This is a genomic window from Phosphitispora sp. TUW77, from assembly GCF_048453025.1.
Classification (GTDB): domain Bacteria; phylum Bacillota; class Thermincolia; order Thermincolales; family UBA2595; genus Phosphitispora.
The window spans coordinates 1861282-1884314 of record NZ_CP156677.1; the positions used below are offsets into that span (position 1 = coordinate 1861282).

26 protein-coding genes, 4 tRNA genes and 1 riboswitch are annotated in these 23033 nt (G+C 41.0%); of the genes, 6 read left to right on the forward strand and 24 right to left on the reverse strand.

Translation table 11 applies throughout. From position 1 onward, the window contains the following. Positions 1 to 16: 16 nt before the first annotated feature. The 9 genes from cbiT to ABFY19_RS08985 all read right to left on the reverse strand — a co-directional run bounded on the left by cbiT (position 17) and on the right by ABFY19_RS08985 (position 7350). Entirely contained in the window at positions 17 to 613 is a 597-nt protein-coding gene (gene cbiT, locus ABFY19_RS08945) for a precorrin-6Y C5,15-methyltransferase (decarboxylating) subunit CbiT (protein WP_418792571.1), read from the reverse strand. Continuing rightward, entirely contained in the window at positions 606 to 1232 is a 627-nt protein-coding gene (gene cbiE / locus ABFY19_RS08950) for a precorrin-6y C5,15-methyltransferase (decarboxylating) subunit CbiE (protein WP_418790323.1), read from the reverse strand. The genes cbiT and cbiE overlap by 8 nt, the downstream gene beginning before the upstream one ends. Further along, on the reverse strand, positions 1220 to 2323 hold the full coding sequence (gene cbiD, locus ABFY19_RS08955) for a cobalt-precorrin-5B (C(1))-methyltransferase CbiD (RefSeq protein ID WP_418790324.1): 1104 nt from the start codon (positions 2321 to 2323) through the stop codon (positions 1220 to 1222). Before cbiD ends, cbiE begins: the two co-directional genes overlap by 13 nt. Before the next feature lie 105 nt (positions 2324 to 2428). After that, a riboswitch (cobalamin riboswitch) is annotated at positions 2429 to 2611 on the reverse strand. Between the two features lie 102 nt (positions 2612 to 2713). After that, complete coding sequence (locus tag ABFY19_RS08960; RefSeq protein WP_418790325.1) at positions 2714 to 3463, reverse strand: ATP-binding protein; 750 nt, start codon at positions 3461 to 3463, stop codon at positions 2714 to 2716. 16 nt (positions 3464 to 3479) lie between these two features. Next, positions 3480 to 4274, reverse strand: coding sequence for a DnaD domain protein (locus ABFY19_RS08965; protein WP_418790326.1), 795 nt, complete (start codon positions 4272 to 4274; stop codon positions 3480 to 3482). 36 nt (positions 4275 to 4310) lie between these two features. Further along, on the reverse strand, positions 4311 to 5369 hold the full coding sequence (locus ABFY19_RS08970) for an HD-GYP domain-containing protein (RefSeq protein WP_418790327.1): 1059 nt from the start codon (positions 5367 to 5369) through the stop codon (positions 4311 to 4313). A 173-nt stretch (positions 5370 to 5542) separates the two neighbouring features. After that, entirely contained in the window at positions 5543 to 6244 is a 702-nt protein-coding gene (locus ABFY19_RS08975) for an N-acetylmuramoyl-L-alanine amidase family protein (RefSeq protein WP_418790328.1), read from the reverse strand. A gap of 205 nt (positions 6245 to 6449) precedes the next feature. Further along, positions 6450 to 6818, reverse strand: coding sequence for a hypothetical protein (locus ABFY19_RS08980; RefSeq protein ID WP_418790329.1), 369 nt, complete (start codon positions 6816 to 6818; stop codon positions 6450 to 6452). 103 nt (positions 6819 to 6921) lie between these two features. Beyond that, positions 6922 to 7350 (reverse strand): hypothetical protein, encoded by a 429-nt coding sequence (locus ABFY19_RS08985; protein ID WP_418790330.1) that lies wholly within the window; start codon positions 7348 to 7350, stop codon positions 6922 to 6924. A gap of 160 nt (positions 7351 to 7510) precedes the next feature. Between ABFY19_RS08985 and ABFY19_RS08990 the strand changes: the two genes are divergently transcribed. After that, positions 7511 to 7714 (forward strand): LysM peptidoglycan-binding domain-containing protein, encoded by a 204-nt coding sequence (locus tag ABFY19_RS08990; protein ID WP_418790331.1) that lies wholly within the window; start codon positions 7511 to 7513, stop codon positions 7712 to 7714. 126 nt (positions 7715 to 7840) lie between these two features. Here the strand turns inward: ABFY19_RS08990 and ABFY19_RS08995 are convergent, their stop codons facing one another. From ABFY19_RS08995 to ABFY19_RS09040, 10 genes are all read right to left on the reverse strand, one after another. Beyond that, positions 7841 to 8878, reverse strand: coding sequence for a CoB--CoM heterodisulfide reductase iron-sulfur subunit A family protein (locus ABFY19_RS08995; RefSeq protein ID WP_418790332.1), 1038 nt, complete (start codon positions 8876 to 8878; stop codon positions 7841 to 7843). A 30-nt stretch (positions 8879 to 8908) separates the two neighbouring features. Beyond that, positions 8909 to 9826, reverse strand: a complete 918-nt coding sequence (locus tag ABFY19_RS09000; protein WP_418790333.1) for a methylenetetrahydrofolate reductase — start codon at positions 9824 to 9826, stop codon at positions 8909 to 8911. Beyond that, on the reverse strand, positions 9810 to 10490 hold the full coding sequence (locus ABFY19_RS09005) for a methylenetetrahydrofolate reductase C-terminal domain-containing protein (RefSeq protein ID WP_418790334.1): 681 nt from the start codon (positions 10488 to 10490) through the stop codon (positions 9810 to 9812). Before ABFY19_RS09005 ends, ABFY19_RS09000 begins: the two co-directional genes overlap by 17 nt. Next, the gene (locus ABFY19_RS09010) at positions 10487 to 10909 is read right to left on the reverse strand and encodes a hydrogenase iron-sulfur subunit (RefSeq protein WP_418790335.1); all 423 of its coding nucleotides are present in this window, start codon (positions 10907 to 10909) and stop codon (positions 10487 to 10489) included. Before ABFY19_RS09010 ends, ABFY19_RS09005 begins: the two co-directional genes overlap by 4 nt. Before the next feature lie 2 nt (positions 10910 to 10911). After that, on the reverse strand, positions 10912 to 12219 hold the full coding sequence (locus ABFY19_RS09015) for an FAD-dependent oxidoreductase (protein ID WP_418790336.1): 1308 nt from the start codon (positions 12217 to 12219) through the stop codon (positions 10912 to 10914). 107 nt (positions 12220 to 12326) lie between these two features. Further along, positions 12327 to 13124 (reverse strand): methyltetrahydrofolate cobalamin methyltransferase, encoded by a 798-nt coding sequence (locus tag ABFY19_RS09020; RefSeq protein WP_418790337.1) that lies wholly within the window; start codon positions 13122 to 13124, stop codon positions 12327 to 12329. Between the two features lie 32 nt (positions 13125 to 13156). Further along, entirely contained in the window at positions 13157 to 14095 is a 939-nt protein-coding gene (locus ABFY19_RS09025) for an acetyl-CoA decarbonylase/synthase complex subunit delta (protein WP_418790338.1), read from the reverse strand. A 27-nt stretch (positions 14096 to 14122) separates the two neighbouring features. Continuing rightward, positions 14123 to 15460 carry an acetyl-CoA decarbonylase/synthase complex subunit gamma gene (acsC, locus tag ABFY19_RS09030; protein WP_418790339.1) on the reverse strand — a complete coding sequence of 446 codons (1338 nt, stop codon included), beginning with the start codon at positions 15458 to 15460 and terminating at the stop codon, positions 14123 to 14125. 190 nt (positions 15461 to 15650) lie between these two features. Beyond that, entirely contained in the window at positions 15651 to 16418 is a 768-nt protein-coding gene (locus tag ABFY19_RS09035; RefSeq protein WP_418790340.1) for an AAA family ATPase, read from the reverse strand. Between the two features lie 426 nt (positions 16419 to 16844). Further along, positions 16845 to 17222: a BlaI/MecI/CopY family transcriptional regulator gene (locus tag ABFY19_RS09040; RefSeq protein WP_418790341.1), complete on the reverse strand. Its 378-nt coding sequence runs from the start codon at positions 17220 to 17222 to the stop codon at positions 16845 to 16847. Positions 17223 to 17523: 301 nt separating this feature from the next. Here ABFY19_RS09040 and ABFY19_RS09045 point away from each other — a divergent pair. The 3 genes from ABFY19_RS09045 to ABFY19_RS09055 all read left to right on the forward strand — a co-directional run bounded on the left by ABFY19_RS09045 (position 17524) and on the right by ABFY19_RS09055 (position 17805). After that, positions 17524 to 17601: transfer RNA gene (locus tag ABFY19_RS09045), tRNA-Asp, on the forward strand. Positions 17602 to 17605: 4 nt separating this feature from the next. Continuing rightward, positions 17606 to 17690 (forward strand) — tRNA-Tyr (locus ABFY19_RS09050). A 39-nt stretch (positions 17691 to 17729) separates the two neighbouring features. Beyond that, a tRNA-Gln gene (locus ABFY19_RS09055) sits at positions 17730 to 17805 on the forward strand. A 105-nt stretch (positions 17806 to 17910) separates the two neighbouring features. Here ABFY19_RS09055 and ABFY19_RS09060 read toward each other — a convergent pair. Next, the gene (locus tag ABFY19_RS09060; RefSeq protein ID WP_418790342.1) at positions 17911 to 18072 is read right to left on the reverse strand and encodes a hypothetical protein; all 162 of its coding nucleotides are present in this window, start codon (positions 18070 to 18072) and stop codon (positions 17911 to 17913) included. 179 nt (positions 18073 to 18251) lie between these two features. On the opposite strand from ABFY19_RS09060, the gene ABFY19_RS09065 reads away from it, so the two are divergent. Beyond that, positions 18252 to 18338: transfer RNA gene (locus ABFY19_RS09065), tRNA-Leu, on the forward strand. Between the two features lie 56 nt (positions 18339 to 18394). Here ABFY19_RS09065 and ABFY19_RS09070 read toward each other — a convergent pair. From ABFY19_RS09070 to ABFY19_RS09085, 4 genes are all read right to left on the reverse strand, one after another. Next, on the reverse strand, positions 18395 to 19525 hold the full coding sequence (locus ABFY19_RS09070) for a site-specific integrase (RefSeq protein ID WP_418790343.1): 1131 nt from the start codon (positions 19523 to 19525) through the stop codon (positions 18395 to 18397). Between the two features lie 118 nt (positions 19526 to 19643). Beyond that, the gene (locus tag ABFY19_RS09075) at positions 19644 to 19820 is read right to left on the reverse strand and encodes a helix-turn-helix domain-containing protein (RefSeq protein WP_418790344.1); all 177 of its coding nucleotides are present in this window, start codon (positions 19818 to 19820) and stop codon (positions 19644 to 19646) included. Positions 19821 to 20390: 570 nt separating this feature from the next. After that, positions 20391 to 20822, reverse strand: a complete 432-nt coding sequence (locus ABFY19_RS09080; RefSeq protein ID WP_418792572.1) for a sigma factor-like helix-turn-helix DNA-binding protein — start codon at positions 20820 to 20822, stop codon at positions 20391 to 20393. 389 nt (positions 20823 to 21211) lie between these two features. Then, a complete protein-coding gene (locus ABFY19_RS09085; protein ID WP_418790345.1) occupies positions 21212 to 21751 on the reverse strand; it encodes a hypothetical protein in 540 nt (179 codons plus the stop codon). Between the two features lie 297 nt (positions 21752 to 22048). Here ABFY19_RS09085 and ABFY19_RS09090 point away from each other — a divergent pair, with 297 nt between their 5' ends. After that, a complete protein-coding gene (locus ABFY19_RS09090) occupies positions 22049 to 23029 on the forward strand; it encodes an alpha/beta hydrolase (RefSeq protein WP_418790346.1) in 981 nt (326 codons plus the stop codon). Positions 23030 to 23033 lie beyond the last annotated feature (4 nt).

The window sequence follows — 23033 nt, forward strand, 5'->3', positions numbered from 1 at the left end:
TTTACCCAAATTCAGGTTAAGGTTTTTCACCACTGATTACAAATACCGGATTGTGACTTTTAAACATATGTATTCTGCCAAGGTCAACTGTTTTGGCAATGCTGACCTGGGTAATGTCAACATCGGTAAAACCATATTCCTGCATTATCTCAACAGCCTCAATAAATGTTTCCAAAACCACCGCATTTATAACTATGCGCCCACCCCGGACCAATTTCTGAAAAACCAAGTCCATTATGGCACGAAAATTCCCTCCACTCCCACCAATGAAAACACGGTCAGGTGCAGGCAGGCTGAAGAGTGCTTCAGGGGCAGTTCCCTGAATTACGGCAATATTGTCAACTCCAAACAGTTCACTGTTTTCCTTAATAAGTGCAATACCTTCAGCTTCTTTTTCAACTGCATATACAGTTCCCTTGGCTGAGACCAGGGCTGCCTCGACTGTAATCGAACCAGTGCCAGCCCCAATATCCCAAATCAAGTGCCTGTCATTCAGCCTGGCTTTAGCCAGTGTAACAGCTCTTACTTCAGCTTTAGTCATCGGGACCTTACCCCTATGAAACAGTTCATCAGGTATGCCGCCGGTTTTATAGCTCCATCTCATTTCATTCATCACAGATCACCACAACACAACCGGAGGTTCCCACATCTCCGGGGACATTTTCTATGCTATACTCTCCAATATGCTCATCAGCATAAGAGAGATTTTCACACACATACATCTTCTTACTTTTGATGCCTTTATCTAAAAGAATACCTGCAATAACTCCAGGGGTTCTCGTAGGGTCGGTAAGGATAATTACCTTGGGATGTGTCCGGACCAGCTCCCAAAGCCCATCTGTCTCCCGCCCATGGACACTGTAAAAAACAGCATCATGCCAAGAGATGCTTAATCTGGCACAAGCCAGCTGAACTGAACTGATACCCGGTGAAACCCTTAATTCAGATATCGTAAAATTCCGTTTTAGGTGTTCCAAAATACCGTAAAAAGTAGGATCTCCGGATGCCAGAACTACTATTCTTCTGTCCCGGCAGCGTTCTCTGATATACTCGGTCATTTCCCGCAAATTATTTTTTACCGTGAAAAGCTCCTTAGAACTGTTTCTATATAAGTCCAGCAGGCGCTCGCCGCCTACCAAAATATCGGCTTCATTTATCAGGCGGGAGGCTTCGGAAGTTAAATAATCCGGGTGACCCGGCCCAACCCCAACAACCCGTATTAAATTGGCCATTTCATTTCCCTCCCAATCTCCAAAGCATTTGCGTCAGCTGCCAGGACTTCACCTGCCATGGTGAAAAGCACCACACCTACCCTGAGTTCCCCAAAAACATGCTCCATCGCCCTGGAAGCGGCCTTGGCTGCAACCATATCCATTACCTGTATTAAGTCGTTTTTTTTGAGTATGTCTAAAGCCTCTTCCGAGGTGTTTGCTTCCAAAAGGCTGCCAATAACGGGGGGCCCGGCTCCTTTTAACCCGGCATATGCGGCCAGGGTTTCCAACCTGGCGTCAGAAACCTTGTTATGGGTATGAAAACACCCTGCCGCAATCTTGGTAAGTTTACTATGGTGCCCAACCAAAATAACATTTTTAATTCCCAGTCTGACAGACTCTTTTAACATATATCCCACAAAGTTACTCATCTGGGCAACTGCTTCTGCAGGGATACCCAGCTTTCCGGCCCATTTCTCACCAAGCCTCCCCGGTGTCAGGCAGATGGTTGAATATCCATAAGCAATGGCCTGGTCTATCTGTGGAACCAGTGATTTTTTGAAGGCATCTTCAGACATTGGCTCAACTATTCCTGTTGTACCCAATATCGAAATCCCTCCTTCTATCCCAAGCTTGGGGTTAAGAGTTTTCCTGGCTGCTTCAATGCCTCCGGGAACACTGACTTCAATAATTACCCCTTTACCCTTCGGAACATAGTTTCTTACCGCTTCCGCAATCATGCTCTTCGGTACAGGATTAATAGCCGGTTGTCCCACAGGTATCTGAAGACCGGGCTTGGTAACCATCCCCACTCCATAGCCTCCGGTGATAGTAACTCCCTGTAAACCGTATCCGGCGGCCTTAACCACAATTTTCAGCCCATTGGTCACGTCCGGGTCATCACCACCGTCCTTGATTACTTCAGCAACTGCCTTTCCGGTTTCCATAAAAACATTTTCAATGGGTACGGTAATTATCCTTCCCTGTGGATTAGTAATTTGGGCAGTTTCAATTACCTTCTGCCTGTACAGCATTATCACTGCAGCCTGAGCTGCCGCTGCTGCGCTCGCTCCAGTCGTAATCCCATGGCGAAGTTCCTCGTCAGCTCCCATAAAAATTCACTTCCCCGCAAAAAAAAATAAAATCCCAGCCGGGTAGACTGGGAAAAGTACTAAAAGCACTCACTCGATGTCCACCTCCCTTTCAATCGAAGGTATAGCGGTGTACCTCAGATAGGCAGGTCTCCTGACTCCAGTTCATTGTCCCCCGCAACCTTCCCGGGCAAATGCCCAGTGGCTATAATACGGGTTTCTCCCTGTTACAGTGGCGGGACCGTGCTGGATTTGCACCAGCTTCCCTTTTCAACCCTGTTATGGGTCACCTATCCGTAAATATTAAACGATTATTAAATTTCATGTTATTAATGTTGTTTCAAATTATAATATCTTTCATTATAACACCTTCAAATTCTTCCTTCAAGGGTTATACAAATAATTCGTAATTTACTTTGCATTCCTTTCATTCTCATGTCTCTTAACAATGCGTATATCTGTCTCCACCGATAACCGGTAGACCTTGCACATCTCAATTATCCTTGATGTAGTCCTCTCCCCAAGGTGTTCTTCCAACTCGGCCAGATCCAGGTTTGTGGTAATTATGGTAGGAAGCCTGTTATTCAGCCGATAATTTAGGATTGAATAAATCTTGTTGGCAGCCCAATCCGTATAATTATGTGCCCCCAAATCATCAAGGACAAGGACTTCCACTTTTCTTGCGGTATCCATCAGGTCCTGTTCAGTATATTCATTAGAGCGGTCATAGGTAGCCCTAATCTGATCTAAAAGGTCAGGCACAACAACAAACAGCACCTCTTTGGCGCTCTCCAAAAGAGCATTGGCTATGGCACATGCCAAAAACGTTTTGCCACTGCCTACCGGTCCTGTCAGCAGGATCCCGTCAGGAACAATGTTATCCCTGATATCACGGGTAAACTTCTGAGCGGCCGCAAAAGCAGCGGCGGCATTATCATAATAGCTTCTGTCGTTGATGGCATCCCGGTGGTTTTTTGAATAATACTTAGCACTAAACCCGTTGAAATTGCAGCTCTGCATTTCCTTGCTCATCCGAGAATTCCTGAACTTCATCCTTATACCCTTATTCAGCATACACTTACACGGTCTGGCAGTCTCATTATCTATAATAACAATCCCTCTGCCTTGACAGAGGGAACAATTATCCTGGTCCTTCTTCAATTGATATTCCCCCTAATCAACTGAGGTATAGAAGTCTAAATTTGTCTTTCCTCTTTTCAGGAGTTTCTATTTTCTTTCTAATTGGCTTCCTGGAGTGCCGCTGGCGATAATTAGCCTCATAGGTCAGGACATCATCAATTGTTTTTAAATTATTTTTCTGCCATTCCAGCAGAATACTATCTATGTATTTGAAGTTATGCTTACCCAGCAATGTTGCTCTCTTCAAGGCTTCAAAAATAAGCTCAGTCTGGTCATCATAGTCACTTAGCCAAAGGTCCACCTGTTCAATTTCCATTGGTGACAATATACGCCCAAACTCCTTTTCAAAACCTTTGCAGACCTGTGTAAAGGAAGTCTTTCTCTCTCTTCTGCCTTCCCCGGTTTTCTTCTTCTGTTCTGCCAGGTTCTTTTTCATCTGCTGATAAGTTTGAACTTTTTCACAAGCCCAAAACTCAGATATCTTTTCAAAAAGTGGTTCATAACAATAAAATGGAACTATCTGATCTGTTTCGTCATTATAATAATTTTTGATACTAATAATACCTTTCTCCTTTAAACTTGCCAGGTCAGCCTGAATTTGAGCCTTATCTGAAGACATATGAGCTTCAAGGATGTCTGCTGAGGGGCAATGTTGGTTAGCTGATGTCTGCAAACGCATAAGGTGGATTATAAGCATCATTTCACTGTCTGTAATACCAATTTTCTGATAATATTTTAATAAGAGATTAGGGACTCCTGTCATTCCCTCAAGTGTCAAATCGGAACCAAATGCAGCGGTTATGTTGCCTTTTCTGTCCCTGGTCTTGCTCATTTCAATTCTCCCCCGTTCGATCAGTTGCCCTATATCTTAAAGTATTTTTGTAATAAATAAAGTTTTTTCCTCACTGAGGTCCACCTGCCTCGGATAATCCAGGCGGTTATTTTCTTTATCATAAAATACTTTTATAATTGGCCTTGGTGCCATTGTTTTTTGAACATTAACTACAATGCCAATTTCCCCTGTACTAAGCTTGACTATGCTCCCTAATGGGTAAGCATAAATACTTCCCGTAAAGGCCTTAACCACTCTGGCATCAAAGTAAATATTGCCCGCCCCGTAGAGAAATTCCATGGCTTCATGGGGCAAGTACTTCTGTTTTAATGAAATGCCTTTAGTAACATCATCATATACATCTGCCACAGCAACAATGCGTGAAAACAAATCAATTTCTTCACCGGCAATTTTGTTAATATATCCACTGCCATCCCATCTCTCATGGTGGTAAAGGGCTACCCTGGCAATACTGACATCAAACTCCATTTCTCTCAAAAAGCGATAGCCGTGTTTTGTATGGTCCTCATATAACTTAGCTTCTTCAGGAGTACGGTCCTCCTTTTTGGCAATTAACTCCCTGGGAACAAACTTTTTGCCTATATCGTGGGCCATGGCCGCCTTCCCTAACAAGAGCAGCCTTTCTTTATCCATCTTTAAAACATCACCCATGATAAGTGACAGAACACAAACGGCAATCGAATGATCGAGAGTATCATCATCAATTGTTCTCAGGTCAAGGTAAAGATTAGCTATCTTGTTATCTTTAATCACGGCACTAAGAATGTCGGTGAGCAAATCATAACGTTCTTTTACACTTCCCAGCCGCTCTCCAAAAATATCTGCCGGCAAAAAATGCCCTAATACCTGAAGGGCATCGGAATGAACACGGTTTATCAGAACATCATCCGGGTCAATACTTATTGTATTTTCATCATTCACAAAAACTGTCATAATCTGCATTTCCTGCAATCGTTCAATTAGATCTTGAGTCAGTTTTGTCCCTTCAGCAAGAAGTACCCTGCCATTTGCAGCAAAAACAGTATCTGCAAGCACCATTCCAGGCTCCAGATTACTGGGAATGAGTTGTTTCATACCTGCCCCCCTTTAAAATGCAATAAAAAATATATTTTTGAGGTAGTTCTACAAAAAATAACAAAAATCCTCCTGCATATTAAAGATTCAATTTTACAAATCTTCATGATAATGCCCCAACTTTCTCCAGCAGGCTTCATATTTGGTCCCTAAAAGATAAAAAATATATTTTTTCACTTTTCCTGATAATAATTATCCAGGGCTTCATAAATAAGCCTGGCTACACTACCCTTTGAGGAAATAATTGTTTCCCTATCATGCTCATTAGTAATAAACCCTGTTTCAATCAGGACAGCAGGCATAGGATTGTCTTTGATAACAAGAAAATTTTTCTTTTCCGCCTCTCTTTTTTTAAGGCCAAGTGTGTTTAGCTTATCCTGAATCTCAGCGGCCAAACCTGCTGAAATTTCATCAGCATAAAACACAATAGCTCCTGAAACACGTGGATCCCGATGACTGTTTGTGTGAATACTTAACAGCAAATGCCCCTTCTCTTCTGCAGCAAATTTTTTTCTCTCACGAAGGTTGGTCCATTGTTCAAAATAAGTCATTTTTTTTTCAGGTACAAGCCCCTCATCGTAATCACGTGTCAGCTTGACCTTGACCCCATTATCCTCTAATTGTCTTTTTAAAACCATTGCTATTTCCATGTTTAGGTCTGATTCCCGGTACCTGCCTGAGACCGCTCCCGGGTCGGCTCCTCCATGACCAGGGTCAATAATAACAGTTTTTCCCTCCAGTCCTGGCAAAAATATCTCCTTTTCCCACCTGAACCGGGCATAAGAATCCGATACCTGCATCATTGCGGCCAGTAATAAAAAAACAACCATCGCTGCAACTATTCTTCTGGATATTAAAAGTATCCTTAATTTCAACTGTTTCTCTCCCATCAAATGCATATCTCTTGGAGAAACCATTTCGTTATGTCATCAGATAATTCCTTCAGAGAAATCTGTAATTAAATCTCATAATCCTTACAAATACAAAAGCTGATAATAGTTCGGGCAGGTGAAATTTGACTCATTTCAAGTTTCTCCTCCATATGGATAGAAAAAATAATCAGCAGTCCATTGAACTGAGTCAGTGGACTGCCTGCATAAGGTATCTCCGTATTATTTCAATATCTTCCCGGCATTTCTCTGCTATCATATGTTCATTTATGCAGTTTAATACTGCTATGGATTCTGAGAGATAATGCTCCAAAACCTGCCTTACCAGCAAAAACTCCCGCCCGTCTTGACATCTAACCGCAAAATTACTGCCTGGAACCGGCTTATCTACTGCTGTTTGCAGCACCATATCAATTAGCTTCCGTTCCTCCAAAAAGCTGTCAATATTTTCCCAGGGCCCGGAATTAATGAGTTCATCAATATATCGTCGATAATGCCAGACGGCGCTTGTAAGAACATCCAGCAGGCGCTCCGAACCAGGACAGTAAAATACTTTCATTTTATTACGTCTCCCTGCTTATGGTGAGTTTTTTTTGTCAGGCAATATATATATACTGCCCTGAAACAATCCCTTAACCCGCTTTCTGACAAAGATTTTAATTTCATTGCATACTTTTTCCTTTCAGCATATCAAGAAAATGTCGTCCGTCAGAGTTTTCCGGTACCACGTTCATAACCAGGAAATAACTGTTTACAGCAAAGCCGGTAAACCAAAAAATATTCAGGGCTGCGCTCCTGGAGAAGATCAGGCCTAAAACTACCACAAAAATAAGAAAAGTGTGAGTAATCGGTCCTGCCAAATGCATCAACCCCCTTTTTAAAAAATATCCTCTGGTCCCTTTAGGTATCAAGACATCAACAAAACCCTTTTTACCCCAGGGCACCGACCACAAGCGGTATTCTTTTATTTTAAACCCAACGACCCATGAAATAACAAGATGGGATAATTCATGCATGAATGCAGAAAAACACACCCAACCTGGAATTGACAACAAAAGGGTCAGTATTACTATAATGCAAACATGCGGCATCTGCAGCTTCTCCTTCAGCGATTAATCCAATCAGGAATATTAAATCATGGCGCAGTTTTTAGCGCGGCCAAGAGACAATTTCCTTTAGACTGTCATATAATAAATAAAACATAATTATATGCATTTCCAAAGGATTAAAACCTAATCAAGGAGGATAACCATGAAAAAAAAGAGGTTGTCTAAAAGTCAACAACAGAAATGTCCCGGCCAAGTATACTGGATAATTGAACCGGGAGATACCTTCTGGACAATTTCCCGAGCGTTAAATATTCCTCTTGAAGAAATTCTGAAAGCCAATCCAGGCATTGACCCCTATAACCTGCAAATAGGTAGCAAAATCTGTGTGCCACTTAAAAAGGGTTAGCTAAAAAAATAAATCAGTGATGTACACTGATATATGATAATTTCCAATAGCTAATCACCGCTAATAATCCACTATTAAGCAGAAAATAAGCGGTGCTGAGCTTTTAGATAATTGCTTTTTTTTATATTATTGGACAAGAAACTTAACTGCTGCTCCAGCCGCAGCCTTAGCCTGTTCCATGCTCTGAGGAATGTCTTTAGGTGACTGGCAGGCACCGGCAATGAATACTCCGGATTGTTTGGTTTCCACAGGTTCAAGAACGGTGTTCTTAAAGAAACCGTGTTCATCTGTTTCCACACCAAGCATAGATGCCAGTGTTTGAGTATCTTCACCTGGAGTAATGGCAGCCGCCAGGACAATCAAGTCAAATTTATCCTCTATAGCTTGTCCGGTAATAGAGTTAGCATACCTAACCGTAAGCCGTTCATATGGAAAACCGAATATCTTAGCAGGTATACCCCTAACAAACTGAATCTTATCATCTTCTTTGGCAGAACGATAAAATTCATCAAACCCCAAACCAAAAGTCTGGAAGTCCATATAGAAAATTGTTAACTCAGCATCAGGCAATTCAGAACGGATTAACCTGGCCAGCTTAGAAGCGTACATACAGCAAACCTTTGAACAATAATTATTACCTAAAGCCAAATCCCTGCTGCCAACACACTGAATAAAGCCAATACGTTTGGCATTGCCGTAAGCAGCAGCCAGCGAACCCTTTTCACGCATAGCCTGTTCCAGTTCTAAGGCAGTTATGACATTAGTTTCCCTATCATAACCAAATTCACCTTTAAGAGCGGCATTAAATGGTTTAAAGCCGGTGGCTATGATAATTGCCCCTACCTCTATGTCAGCTGGCTTTTCGTTACCTATTTTAACTTTTACGTTATAAGCACCGGACTGTCCTGAAACCCCAATTATTTCACTGCCGCGGAAAACGGTAATCAGTGGGTTTTTCTCAACATTCATTTTGGCCTGAGGTACGAGACACGCGGAACACTTAGCACAATTTTCGGTAGCCTTACAACAGTATGTGTATGCCCAACCTCCAATATCAGCAGCTTTTTCAACCAAATATACTTCAATTCCATTGGCTGCCGCTTCCAGGGCGCTAGTCATTCCAGCAACCCCGCCACCTATAACGAGAACTCTCTGTTTTTGCAATTTGTTCCCCTCCACTAAAGGCATGACGGTTTATACTACCGGTCTCGGATCTAAACCGGTTCGTCTACAAATCTCCGGAACAATTTCTTCCCAAGCAATTGCCATAATATGAACACCGGCAATACCTTCCATTTTCTTGAGGTGCTCAATTTGCTCAACAGCAATGTTAACACCTTCTGCTTTAGGATCTTCAGCTTTTTCAAGCCTATCAATGTATTCCTGGGATACCATCATTCCAGCAACATATTTATTCATATACTTTGCAGCTTTCGGTGATTTTAATGGAGTAATCCCGGCCAGAATTTTAATCCTCTTATGAAGCCCACGTACCCTGACAAGCTCCATCCAGCGGTCAAAGCGTTCCATGTCAAGTACACACTGAGTTTGAACAAAGTCAGCTCCGGCATCAGCTTTTTTCTCCAGCCTGGTAACACGAAACTCAAAAGGATCAGCAAACGGGTTGGCGGCACATCCGATAAAAATTTTCGGCGGCTCATCCTTCATTTGTTCTCCATTGGCAAAATAGCCATTACGCATACCGTCAAGAATTTTAATCAACTGAATTGAATCAACATCATAGACATTCTTTGACGTCGGGTGATTACCAAATTTTTGATGGTCACCGGACAGGCAGAGAATATTCTTCATCCCAAGAGCAGCAGCACCCAGCACATCACTCTGGATAGCAATCCTGTTCCGGTCCCGGCAGACTATCTGAATATTTGGTTCACAATCTTCTTCAAGAAGAATCTTACCTGCTCCAATACTGGAAAGACGCACAATAGCAGTCTGATTGTCAGTTAGGTTGTAAGATTCGCAATATCCCTTAAGCATTCTTGCGTGATGACGTACAATCTCACCATTACAGCTTTTAGGCGGACCAATTTCACCGGTTACGGTAAAATTTCCGCTTTCTAACATTCGTTCAAGCTTACTTCCCGCTTTCAAGTTCCAAGTCCTCCCTTACCAGTTTTCTTGGACCGCCATCCCTGCTGTAGGACCAGTCTTTTACAGGTAAAATCTCACGCAAGGAATCGACCTCACCCAAACGGGTTAAGCGGTCATAGATAAGGGCCCATGCACATTCGGTGTCCGGGGAAACCTCACACTTACCGTCCTGGGAACCGCCGCAGGGACCGTTGAAAATACTCTTTGAACACCTGGCAACCGGACAAATGCCACCTGTCTTATCCAGAACACATTGTCCGCACGCCTGACATCTTTCAGCCCACTCACCTACATTAAGGTTAACCCCAAGGAACTTGGTGTTAACACCGGGCCAGACTAACTTGTCCGGGAACGCTTCGGCACATGTCTGGATACCAATACCACACGCGAGTGACAATATTGCATCCACATCCTTAACAATGTGACGAATCCCTTCAAAATATTCAAAGTCACACTGGCGCTCAATAGTTTTCTGAACAAGTTCCAGAGGCCTCTGTTCTTTGCTGCGAGCCATCGCTAACTGGGAACTCAGGATACCAGCATCTTTTTCTCCCCCGGCCAGGCACACGGTAACACACCCGCCACATCCGAGGACAAGCACTTTCTGATGCTTGCTTAGGAGTCCTAAAATTTCTTCGATAGGTTTTCTCTCCGCAATAATCATTTTATCACCTTCCCAGGATTTGGTCCTAACTCTCTCATTTTATCGTAAAAATTCTGCACGATTTCAACAAACTTGTGACCCATATTTGCTGCCAAATAATGAATATCTACTCTCTCGGGTTCAATACCGATTTCTTTTAAAAGATTTTCTGTCTGTTTAACCCTCTGGGCAGCTCTGATATTCCCTTTTATAAATTTACAATTCTCTTTCTGACAGGCCAGTACGATAGTTCCATCAGCCTTTTCCAGAGATTTCATAAAAAATAGGACATCTATTTTCCCGGAACAGGGAAGTTTGATTAATTCAATTGTTTCCGGGTAACTTAAGGCCAGTTCTGCCGCATGTTCAGAAGCCAGCCAGCCTGAATTCTCACAAGCAAATACGATAATCTTGGGTTGATAGTTTGTATTGGCGCTCACGGCTACACCTCCATTGCTTCAAGCTGAGCAAGAACCTGCTCATCCGTATAATCAGGCAGCTGGATGGCTTTGCCGGGACACTCCGCGGCGCATATGCCGCATCTCCTGCAAACCATTGGATTCATTTGAGCTGCAGATTTGTACAGGTTATCATACTGTTCGCCATGTTCGATAGTAATTGCTCCATGAGGACAACAGCGGTAACAGGTAAGACAGACAACACACTTGGTAGCATCAACATATGGTTGGGTCAATTCAACAGAAACCTGGTCAGCATAAAGTTTACGGAAGATTTCCTCAGCTACCACCCTGGCTGATATCTGTATATCATTGACAAAACCTGGATACTGACAGCCTCCTACCAAATATATGCCGTCTCTGGATGTCATTTCCGGAAGAATATGAGCATTATCAATATTAAAGAATGATGACGGTCCTAAATCAATTTTAAGAACTTTAGCTAAGTCTTCCGTTCCGATTGCAGGTATCAGCTCCTCGGGAAGCACTACATAATCTGAAGTGATTATAAACGGACCTGAAATCTTATCTTTAATGAAGGGGTCCTCATAAACAATTGATATCTCACCATTATTTGAGGTTATTTCAATATCATCATCAAACTTAAAGAAATTAACCCCGGCATTTCTGGCTTCAGTATACATTTTCTCCCAATTATCTCCGCCAACCTTTATATTTGTGTAGAAAACATTTACTGTAGCATTAAATTTCTTGCGCAAAAGCAATGCGTTTTTAATTGCTATTACAAAGGAAAGGTTGAATTCTTCAGTGGATTTACCTATTACCAGGGAAATGTTTTCACCAGAAAAATCTTTCCCCTCTGCCAGAAGCATTTCCAGCTTCATCTGACCAATTATATTGTCAGCAATACCAAGCCCATATTTTACCGGACAAAAGATGGTCTTGAATCCGGTAGCAACTACAATTGCTCCAACATCAACAGGTGTTTCGGAACCACCGTTTGTCAGCCAAGCTGTGTAGTCTCCGATGTTTCCATCCAAGTCGCTCAACCTGACACCTGTCTTAATTTCAATAGATGGATTAGACGTAACTTCCTTCACTTTTTCATCGATGAGTTGAGAAGGTTTACGATCAACACCAGTAATTGAATTAATTCTGGCCACTCTGCCGCCAAGCTTGTCCTCTTTCTCAACAAGGATTACCTTGTGTCCCCTTGCGGCCGCCTGTAAGGATGTTTCCATCCCAGCCAGCCCTCCGCCCAGTACTAATACGGTCCGGTTAACAGAGTAATCTCCACATGATATTTCTTCAAGTCGAGTATTATTTTCCATCGATTCTCCTCCTACATAGAGAAGTTAATTGGGGAGAGCCTCAAAAGAAGCTCTCCTCCAGAATACACCAATATTTGATATGTGTAAAGACCTTTTTGTGAATAGTATTACTTTTGCCTGAAAATCTTCAGATAGGAGTCACAATAAATCGATTGGTTAAGGATAATACTTGCAGTTGCGGCAATATCTACCAGTTCCTCATCACATGCATCCATAACGGCTGAATCCAAACCGCATACCATGGCCATAGCCAGGAAAGTCTTGTTAAGCAGTGGACGGTTAGGAGCCTTCTGAGAAATATTACTTAACCCCAATGTGGTCTTTGGCGCCGGATTAGAGAGCAGCTTCACCTGACGAAGAGCTTCCAGGCACTCCGGCCCATGCTCTTGAGCAACATTGACCGGAAGAACCAGCGGATCCAGGTAGAGATCCACAGGAGAAATGCCATAAGCATCAGCATTAGCAACAAGTTCCATTGCGAGTGCGGTACGGTCATCAGCGCTTTTGGGAACTCCCTTTTCATTCATTGCTAAACCCACAATAGCAGCACCATAGTTAGCAGCCATGGGGAACAAGATATCCATTTTAGCCTGCTCAGCAGTTGTTGAGTTCATTAAGGCTTTGCCTTTATGAACCTTAAGGCCTTCCTCCATTGCATCCCAGTTGGTAGTATCAATACAGCACGGCAGGTCAACAGCCTCCTGAGCTGTTTTTACCAGCCAGGCCATAATTTCTGCCTGCTCAGACTTCTTGGCAACCGGTCCGGTGTTTATGTCAAGCCAAAACGCACCAGCTTCAGCCTGCTTAATAGCCCAGTCATGGACAGGCTTAGGGTCTTTATTAGAAATTGCATCACGAATATCGTGAAATAATCCATTTATTCTTTCACCAATAATTTCAAACATTACCTAGCTAACCTCCTATGTTTTGTTTTGAATTAATAAGCATTGGATTTCATAGCTTCATCCAGATAAACATCAAATTTCTTAACAGATTCTGGATGACGCATAACAAATATGTTGGCTCCAGATATTGCAAAGGTAACTGCTGTAGTGGTTTCCCACAGAATAGCCCTGTCAGCAAGCGGACCCCATTCGGGTGTGTCTGCATCTTTGGCTTCTTTGGCCTTCCAAGCTTCCTGACCAATGAAAGCAACTATCGGAGTAGCTAGTGTCTTATCACCGGTAAGGGCTCCCATACGGGCACGTTCCATAATGGAATATGCATACTCAATACCGTAACCGAGTGCGCCAACCAATGGATCAAACGCAATTCGGTCAAGGGGGAGTCCCATCTCGTTAATTAAGATGTTAAGCTGTTTACAAAGGTTAATATCCAGCGGTGAGGATGCAATTACACTGTGCCCATAACCATTAGCAGCAGCAGTTATGGATTTGTAATTGTTTGCTGTAGCACAACCAATAAGGGCTTTTTTGCCTTCTAAAGCTTCTGCTACTACAGGCAGGATTTCTCCATCTTTCTCCTCAACACCACAACCAATAACAATCAAAGGTACATCTACAGCATCAGCAACAGCTTTAGCTGTTTTGGCAACATCCTGAGCACTTGCATTGTCCCAGTCGGGATGAGCGCTCATAAGGCGCAGGGCAACCATGTCGGCACCATATTCTACTACCTTTTTAGCCCATGCAATAGGATCATTCAATACACCGGCAAAAGGTTCTGTTAAGATTTCAGGCCAATCTTTTGGTTCTGAATCATATACCTCAAGAGCAGTAATCATTCTATTGGGTATTTCACCTTCAAAGTGCAGGAAAGGCAATGTGGTTTCTCCACCGACTTTTAAACCTTGAGAACCATATACCTCTTCAGCAACTTTACTGGTCCATCTTTCTTTTGCTATAGTAACAGCCATTTTTATCGCTCCTTTCACAATCTCGCACTACTGATTCCACTGCTGTTTAAAGAATGTATTCAGGCCGGCAGAATCACGAGGTCCTACAAGGACTTCACAACCGCTAAGTTCTGCTGTCTGACCGCTCAGAACTGCTACACCACCGGGAATAATAATCTTATTATGGTTAACTTTATCCATAATACCTAGCTTTTTAATAGTAGCTGCAATAGTCTCAGGTGAGAATTTACCTGCTGCCCAGGCGGTAAGTACAGAAATGCCGTCTGTATCAACAGGGATAATATAAGCAGGCATACGTGAAGCTTCGGTATCTCCGGCAACATTGAAATAACTAAGTGAGAAGTTAGTTGTAATAAGTACAGGTGCATCCGGACCGGGTTCAAGTATTTCATAAATTTTGGTCTCAACCGCAATCGGTTTCTGCGGGTCTGTGTAGATGTTCAGACGCAAGGTGATGACTGGAAGGATATGCTCAGGTTCAGCGCTGTTCACAACTACAATACCGGCGTACTTAGCAACAAATGTACTGGCATAAAGTGATTCCATAATTGGGTCGTCATTGTTTGCAAAAGCAATTGTAGGATATCCCAGGGGGCGGAACAATTTCAGAGCCTGCCTCCTGATTTGGGTCTGGTCTGCAATAACCTTGGAAAGTTCACGTGCCCCAGAGTCAAGAATCAGATTCTTGTAACCAAGGCCGACAACCTTCTCTACTGTTTCAGCAAGACTATTCAAATCAGTACCTTTAACTACGAGAGGAGCTTCGTATTTTTTGGCCAGCCCAACCATCGCTTCATAATTGTCTGCAGTAGCAGCATATACTACAGGCTTGTTGGCACCGGCAACCTCAAGAGCTTTTTCCATAGCTGCAGCATCACCGGAAATTAGTAATAACGGATATGCCGTATTATCCTGAACCAACTTAACGGTATCAGCGAACTTAACAGCATCTCCGGAATCATTGGCCACTGCAACCATGTTAACCTCATGTATTTGACCTACACGATCAAATACTAATTTGTTGACTTTGTCAACTTTAGCTTTCACCTCGTCAGCACTCATTTTGTCACTAACTTGGATAGCTATACCTGTCGGGTGCTCAAACCTTTTGTCATGGCGGAACATAACTGTTTCATTGCCAATTTCAAAGGCCTTTTCACCCACGCCAATCTTAACTAATGCTACCGGAGGGGCAGAAGCTGAATCAAGCACCTCGCGAGCAGCATCACTTACGTAAGGACAAGCATCCAGGGCCGCCTTACCGGCAGCCAGTTGCATGGCAAATGCCAAACAAGTCGGCTGACCACACTCTTTACAGTTCTTTTTGGGCAGTTGTTTGAAAATCTCTAATCCTGTTAAACCCATTCTCCAAATCTCCTTTCCCTTCTATGGTTGTATTTTTTATATGTTTGTTTGATTAAGCCGGGTTATCCGGACGTATCAAACAATTATAACCTCGGTATACAAACCGGGGGCCGGCAAGGGTGATTGTAAACCCCTCTTTTTACTTTCTGCATTTCTACTATTTAGACATGCCACAAAAAAAATCCCCGTATCAATCCACCTCCCGCAACAGGTTTTCGTGGATTTCGTTCATACTCTTTAGAAGGGCTCCTCCCAACTCTGCGGTCGGACCACTTTCCATAGAGCTTTCCCATATATCATCATCAAAAGGAATAAATCCAATAATCCTATTACCTCCAAGGTGTTTTTGAATGAATTCCTTTTCTTTTTCATTCCTGACCTTGTTGCCAATAAACTTAACAGTCAAAATTCCTAGCTCTTCAGCTAATTTTTCAACTAACAAGGCTGTATTAATACTGTTTCTGCTGGGTTCAACTACCACCAGCATAATGTCCACACTTCTTGCAGTGCCTCTGGTAAGGTGTTCTATCCCAGCACCCATATCAAGAATAACAGCACTTTCTTTATCAAACAAAAGACTGGACATCAGAGCATGCAAAAACGAGTTTTCCCGGCAATAGCATGCCGTCCCCCCTTGTTTGATTCCACCCATCCGGAGAAATTTAATGTTACCAATTGGGATGCTGTATTCATTTAAAATATCGTCAACATTGGGGTTTAATGCAAAAAAAGCTCCTCCCCCGCTGCTTTTTTCATCTATTAGGTCCTTCATCTCGACAAGAGGTTTAAGGTTACAGACATCTTCATAGGGTATGCCTACAGCGGTAGCCAGGCATGCATCGGGGTCCGCATCAACAGCATAAACATTTTTGTGGGACCGGGCTAGAAGCTTTACCAGCGAAGATGCAACTGTTGTTTTACCTACTCCGCCTTTTCCTGATACCGCAATTTTAATCAAGAACTTCACCCCTCTTTTAAATAATTTACAATGATTATAATACAACATCTGTAACAATGTCCATAGTTTGTTTATTTAAAAGATTCTTACTTCCCACAACTTCTCCCAAAAACGCACGTTCTTAACGAAATTTTCAGATACAAAAATACTTGTAATCCCTTGCTATTCATGAGTATACTTGTGCTTCAACAGGAATTTCTAAATTCCTCCTCTGTTTAAAAATTTTATTAAAACTAAAAATACCTTCATTATTATGAGATAAAACAAAATTATGAGATAAAACAAAAAAAGCCTCACTCATGTTTAGTTTGGCTCGTCATAACCAATAACATATTAACATTGGAAGCATAACCTTATATGCCGGTAATGCTTCCATATAAATAGAATAAATATAATTCAAATTTTGGGATTTCTTTTTTCACTTTCTTATTTTGCATTCTTCTTTCTTACAATAGCTTTCAAGTAATCCAATTCATAATCCCTAAGTGTCTTGTCATTAATTAAATGAGATAAAACCATCACACGTGAGCCTCCATAAATCTTGTCAATTACATACTGAAACATGCTTCTGGCAACCTCACTCTTAGTAACTCCGGGATAATATAAATAGGAGCGCCCCTTTTTCTGCCTGTGGAGAATTCCTTTCCGGGCTAGCCTTGTCATAACAGTCATCACAGTATTATAAGCAATCGACCTATTTTCTAAAAGCTCCTCATAAACATCATGAACGGTTACCAACTGACGTTTCCAGATAATTAGCATAATGTCAGCTTCCAAAGGACCCAACATGTTTTCTGAAAACATCCTCTGATCCCCCCATTCTTTTCATTTTCTAATTTCTATTATAAATTACAGTCTAAATGATATCAAGATGTTAGTGAAAGTTTTAACAAATTATAAAATATTTTTAACTAAGTGTATATTTTTTAATAGGCTGGCTCATAATACTAATACTCCGCTTTGGTGAGTTCTATCTCTCCCCGTCCAGTGGAAACACTGGACTTTTTTTTTTACTTTAATCCTTTGTTTTTGCTCTTGACGACCATAATATAATTCGCTATAATATGTTCTGTGACTTCGCCAACAGTGGTGTCGCCAAAAGTCAGGAGCAGTGGTCTAGTCGGTCTAGGATGCCGGCCTGTCACGCCGGAGGTCGCGGGTTCGAGTCCCGTCTGCTCCGCCATACTGGAGGGGTTCCCGAGCGGTCAAAGGGAGCAGACTGTAAATCTGCCGGCTCAGCCTTCGCAGGTTCAAATCCTGCCCCCTCCACCATTAATTAGTTGGCAACTGGCAGTGTAACTGCAGCTTCAATGGGGCGTAGCCAAGTTGGTAAGGCAGCGGACTTTGACTCCGCCATGCGTAGGTTCGAGTCCTGCCGCCCCAGCCACATAAAAGTAATATAACGGCATATAGCCGTTTTTTTATTACCTTTTAACAGTTATCATACTTGAATGCCAGATAATATTAACTGCCCTTTTTTTACCTCTTCCTATCAAATATCGTCATCACGATAATCGGAACCCCGTTCTGCATATTTGGGTCCTGGTACCCTCCCCAAGCGGCGGCGTCTGTCGCTTCTAGTTTTAAAGCCAGTATAGTTAGCTATTTCACGGTACATTTCACGGCCAATTCTACTAATTTTCTTTCGAACCACTGTAATCCCCCCTGTACTATAATCTGTATTTGTCGCAATTTAGTTTTCCACATTCAGATAAAAAAATACCCCCTGATGTTGCCAGGAATTACAGTTAACAGTCAATCCCTGTAAGTCGTGTTCCCAGTTGACTTTTCTTATCGTTTATGCTATTATCGTTAATGTACTCAATTCAAAATGCGGTCGTGGCGGAATTGGCAGACGCGCTAGATTCAGGTTCTAGTGCCCAATGGGGTGTGGAGGTTCAAGTCCTCTCGACCGCACCAAGGAAATCAAAGAAACTTCTAATAAAACTTCTAAAACAATAAAATCTTCTAATACACTATATTGCAAATCTGGTGTCCAGCCGATTTGCAATATTTTTTTTCATTTCCATGTCAACATGAGAATAGATATTGGCAGTTGTAGTAATATCAGCATGACCTAACCACTCTTGGATTTCTTTTAAACTAAAACCTTGTTTTAATAAGAAACTAGCAGTACTATGTCTGAGGTCATGAAACCTTATATGAGGCATTTCATACTCACTGAGCAACTTGGTTAGTTTATGATTTATGAAAGATACACTGTATAACTGACCATTTTCCCAACAGCAAACATATTGATTATCTTGATAGTCTTTACCCATTGCCATTTTATTGTTATTAAGTTTTAATTTTAATTTCTTTAAATAGGAAGAAACGAGTTTCATCAATGGTAAGGTTCTTCTGCTTTTTTCTGTTTTAGGACTTTTATCAACGGAAACTTTGCTATATCTTACTCTGGTATTATTTATGGTTATAGTGCCTTCTTTGAAATCAACATCAGACCATTTTAACCCTAAAACTTCGCCTCTTCTAAAGCCATAATACACAGTTAGGAATACAGGTGTTTCTATTGGTGTATTTTTTACAATTTCAAGTAATCTTTCAATTTGCTCAGCGTTATAATAACTTCCAGTAAACTTATCTTTTTTCGGTAATACCACATTATCAATAGGATTTTTACCTATCAGCCTCATTTTAACAGCGTAGTCGAGACAAGATTTTAAAAGAATCTTATGCTTTCTTAGTGTATTGCCACCCAGGCCACCCTTGCCATCTCTTCTGCCGTTTTCATGCTTTTCATTAATATACTTTTGTAAGTGAATCGTCTTTAGATCACTCAGCGATAGATTGAGTTTTTGAAAATAAGGTTTGATGTGTGATTTGTAAGTTAATTGATAACTCTCTAACGTGGTCTTTTCAATTTCTTTACTGATAACGAGATTAAGCCAATCATCCATAAAATCTAAAAACTTAACTTTTGTGGGATCAATATAAAGGTCATTTTCCATCTTAGTTAAAATGTCACGCAAAACCACTTTTGCTTTGTTTTTATCTTTAGTTTTGGTACTAATCCATTTTTGTTTCTTACCTTCTAATGAAATCACTGCATACCACATATTACCCTTCTTTTGAAGACTTCCGTTCATAAACACTCCCCTTTTGTGTCATATTTCAAAATTGGTATTACATGGCATATCTTCTATTGTTTGAATCCATTATATCAAAGACATGCCATACACTCAATTTTGCAACCAACTGACACTTTCAACCAACTGACTGTATATAATCGATAACCCAAGTCTTTGCAATTTTAATTTGCTTACCAATTCTTATAGATTTCACTTTTTCTGCATTCACAAGCTCATAAGCTTTGTTTCTTCCTATTCCTAACATTTTACGAAGATCATCAATACCAACTACGTCCGGAAAATTTTCAAACATATATTTAAAAACCTCAACTTTCTTTAAAAGCATAGCTCGGGTTCGGAATTGTCTATCTCCATAAAAATCGATTTTTAGGAATGGTATGCGGCAGTTAGGGTATGCTATATTTCAGAAGCGCATATTACGCTTAAGCAAACATACCCTCCGCCACATTCTGTTTTGGTTATATTGGTTTTGAGCTTATCCGGCGGACAGCGGTTTACCGTCCTCATAGGAATTCCACCTCCCCGTCAGCGACCGGGGCGCACTCTGGAACCTAACCTCGACTATGCGCAAGTATCATGATCCCTCCGTATGTGTCATTGCCTTAAATGCAACCGGCATTTATTTATTGCACGGGTATTGATCGCTCGCACCTTACCTTTATTAAATCCGTAATATTATGGATACTTTGGGCTGCAATCCGACTAACGCCGGACAGGCGGTCTTGGCGTACCTGCAATCTGGCTTTCCTTCTCAGGACATACGGGGAAAGTACCGGATAAAACACCTATTCACTTTTCAAGGTTCTCTGTCGAGGTGGTAGTAAATATCCCTCTATTAATCAGCAGATTTTTGAGGGAAAAGTTAACCCCGCCAGGAATTATTTTTTAAATATTTTTCTATGTTTTTTAAACCTTGCTCAATGGAATGCGTTACAGCAGGTTTGCTCACGCCTTCGATTCGGGCTATTTCTGCTTTGCTCATTTCAAGGAAGAAATGGGCATAGATACGCTTTGACTGTTTTTCCGGCAGGCTGTTGATAGCAGCATATAACTCCTGCTTGCTCATTTTGCGTTCATAAATTTCCTCCGGCGATAAAACCAGCAGGACGACTTCCTTTTCAATTCCTTCGCCAGCATCAAGTGAATAGTATGCTTTGTAGACACGTCTGCGCTCAAAGTCTGCATGTTCTTTCCGCTTTAGTAGCTTCAATAAATCTGCCAGCTTATCCGATACTTCCACGAAGAAGTCATTAGTATAGAACGGGTAGAACTCCCGTAAATTAATCCTTTTCATATCTAAACCTCCGTTTTGATTTTTTTTGTAAAAAACCAAAACAGAGGTGGGGGAGAGCGGATATAGTGCAAGAACAATTTTTTCAATATGCCATCCTCCTTGAAGGCATAAAAAAAAGCTCAAGGTCTTAATCACCTCAAAGCTCTTTTTTTGTGCTGATTTCGCAGATTGATGCTTCAAGCATCTGCGAGGATGAACTTTCTCCTCCAGCAGCGAAACCGGCAAAATGGCATAAAAATAGCCCCATCATAAAAAATACGATGAGGCCATTACCCTGGTATTTAGTTTTCAGAGAGCATGCCATAATATGCCAGCATACTCATTATATGAGATTGATAGTTTATAGTCAGTAGGGAATTAATCGGGACTTTATCGGGAGTAAGTCGGAGTTAGGCCGGGTTGTCCAAACAACGAAAAAAGCCCGGGACTTCACTTCCCCCTTCAATAGCAGCAAAAATTCCTCTCATTGATGGGATAGTATAACCCCATAGGCAAATAGCAAATAAATCAATCGCCTCCCGTTTTTTATCGTAATATGTGCTACGTTCCATATTTAATAATTCAAGCATTTCCTGCTCTGAGTATCTGGAAACCGTCAAATATTGTTTGCTTAATATTTCATGATATATCTTCCCATTATCCGGATATTCATAAATTTTATTCATTGTGGAATCTATCAATGAAATGAGCCATTGTGTTTCAAATAAAGACCTTACATTTTCTGAAAACCTATCTTGTACAGTTTCAGGCGCAAAATTAGCCAAGTACTCTAATGCATTCTCCAAATTTTTCCCGCAATAACATTCGGCACTCTCACATATTTGATAGGCTCTATTTGATGTTGACCACACAGCTGGACGGTATAATTTAAGAAGTATTTTTGCTTTGTGCAGAACCACTGTGCGATCTATGTTTAATCCCTTATACATAAATGTACAGTGTTTCATAACTTTGCTCTCTTTACGCATAACATCTTTCCTTTCTGAATCTTTATGTTGATATTTGTTTAAATCAAGTGTAATAATCCCTTTTGTCCATCAAGCTTGATGTTTACTGCCAAAAACTATTATAAGTTTTTTGGTTTGTTTTTTTAAGGTTAATGTTTCTTTAGAACCTATCTTCTAAAGGTTCTATTTTTTTATAGAACCTTGATTTTTATATTTACAGAATTTTCCTAGCAATTTATAATAATGTAAGTAATCTTTATTTAGATATGGAGTGAACACATGAATAAACAGTTGGCTAAGCTCATTGATCATATCGGGTTATCTTTGCTTCATAGGCAGAAAAGTAAGAAATCCCATTTTTTTGTTGACTTTTCTGAAATACCTATACCAGATCAAAACGCTTTGAAAGATTTTTATCTTGTACCTGATTTACCAAACATCAAATTGAAAGAGCTTCATGCGGAACCATCTTATAAAATCTGGAAATATTATTATGATAGCCAGCTTTCGACAGAAGATGATCGGACCAATATCAATACCGGCCTGTTTTATGAAAACCAATCAAATAATAATCCTAGACATATTATTTTTGTTCACGGCTGGCGAATGGATGATTTCAAAAAAATTGAAAATATTTTTTTAGCTACATTCAAGAGACTAGGCTACAATATGTATTTCTTAACACTACCTTATCATCATGAGCGAGCTTCGACTCATTCTTTGTATAACGGTGAATTAATGATTAGTGCAAACATTAATAGAACTTTGCTCGCAGTAAAGCAGGCTGTTACAGATATAAGAGCAATGATTCATTGGATTAAGAAAAATCAATCAGGACAAGTTGCTTTGATCGGTATTAGCTTGGGAGGATTTATAACCAATCTCACCAGCGTTGTAGAAGAGCAGATCGATACTTTGATTTCAATTATGTATACAAATAGTCTTGCATGTTCTGTGTGGAATACTGCACCCGGAAAATATATTAGACAAGATCTTGAGCAAAACGGGTTCACATATGAGCAATTGAAGCACTATTGGGCCATCACAGATGCAAGTTTATTTCAACCTAGAATATCAAGGGAAAAGATTTTACTTCTATCCGGCAAATATGATCAGTACGTTTCAAGTGAAGACACAGATAGGCTGTGGAAAGCTTGGGGGAAACCAAAACGAATAATATATACTTTTGGTCATGCAGGTTTAATATTTAACAAAAAACAGATTCGAGATGATGTCATCGATTTTATAAAGAACTGTTAATTGC

Bases quoted from the DNA above. Each gene is read 5' to 3' on its own strand.
- cbiT (WP_418792571.1), bottom strand. From the start codon at position 613: ATGAATGAAATGAGATGGAGCTATAAAACCGGCGGCATACCTGATGAA.
- cbiE (WP_418790323.1), bottom strand. From the start codon at position 1,232: ATGGCCAATTTAATACGGGTTGTTGGGGTTGGGCCGGGTCACCCGGAT.
- cbiD (WP_418790324.1), bottom strand. From the start codon at position 2,323: ATGGGAGCTGACGAGGAACTTCGCCATGGGATTACGACTGGAGCGAGC.
- ABFY19_RS08965 (WP_418790326.1), bottom strand. From the start codon at position 4,274: ATGAGCAAGACCAGGGACAGAAAAGGCAACATAACCGCTGCATTTGGT.
- ABFY19_RS08970 (WP_418790327.1), bottom strand. From the start codon at position 5,369: ATGAAACAACTCATTCCCAGTAATCTGGAGCCTGGAATGGTGCTTGCA.
- ABFY19_RS08980 (WP_418790329.1), bottom strand. From the start codon at position 6,818: ATGAAAGTATTTTACTGTCCTGGTTCGGAGCGCCTGCTGGATGTTCTT.
- ABFY19_RS08985 (WP_418790330.1), bottom strand. From the start codon at position 7,350: ATGCCGCATGTTTGCATTATAGTAATACTGACCCTTTTGTTGTCAATT.
- ABFY19_RS08990 (WP_418790331.1), top strand. From the start codon at position 7,511: ATGAAAAAAAAGAGGTTGTCTAAAAGTCAACAACAGAAATGTCCCGGC.
- ABFY19_RS09005 (WP_418790334.1), bottom strand. From the start codon at position 10,490: ATGATTATTGCGGAGAGAAAACCTATCGAAGAAATTTTAGGACTCCTA.
- ABFY19_RS09015 (WP_418790336.1), bottom strand. From the start codon at position 12,219: ATGGAAAATAATACTCGACTTGAAGAAATATCATGTGGAGATTACTCT.
- ABFY19_RS09020 (WP_418790337.1), bottom strand. From the start codon at position 13,124: ATGTTTGAAATTATTGGTGAAAGAATAAATGGATTATTTCACGATATT.
- ABFY19_RS09025 (WP_418790338.1), bottom strand. From the start codon at position 14,095: ATGGCTGTTACTATAGCAAAAGAAAGATGGACCAGTAAAGTTGCTGAA.
- acsC (WP_418790339.1), bottom strand. From the start codon at position 15,460: ATGGGTTTAACAGGATTAGAGATTTTCAAACAACTGCCCAAAAAGAAC.
- ABFY19_RS09040 (WP_418790341.1), bottom strand. From the start codon at position 17,222: ATGTTTTCAGAAAACATGTTGGGTCCTTTGGAAGCTGACATTATGCTA.
- ABFY19_RS09070 (WP_418790343.1), bottom strand. From the start codon at position 19,525: ATGAACGGAAGTCTTCAAAAGAAGGGTAATATGTGGTATGCAGTGATT.
- ABFY19_RS09075 (WP_418790344.1), bottom strand. From the start codon at position 19,820: ATGTTTGAAAATTTTCCGGACGTAGTTGGTATTGATGATCTTCGTAAA.
- ABFY19_RS09080 (WP_418792572.1), bottom strand. From the start codon at position 20,822: ATGAAAAGGATTAATTTACGGGAGTTCTACCCGTTCTATACTAATGAC.
- ABFY19_RS09085 (WP_418790345.1), bottom strand. From the start codon at position 21,751: ATGTATAAGGGATTAAACATAGATCGCACAGTGGTTCTGCACAAAGCA.
- ABFY19_RS09090 (WP_418790346.1), top strand. From the start codon at position 22,049: ATGAATAAACAGTTGGCTAAGCTCATTGATCATATCGGGTTATCTTTG.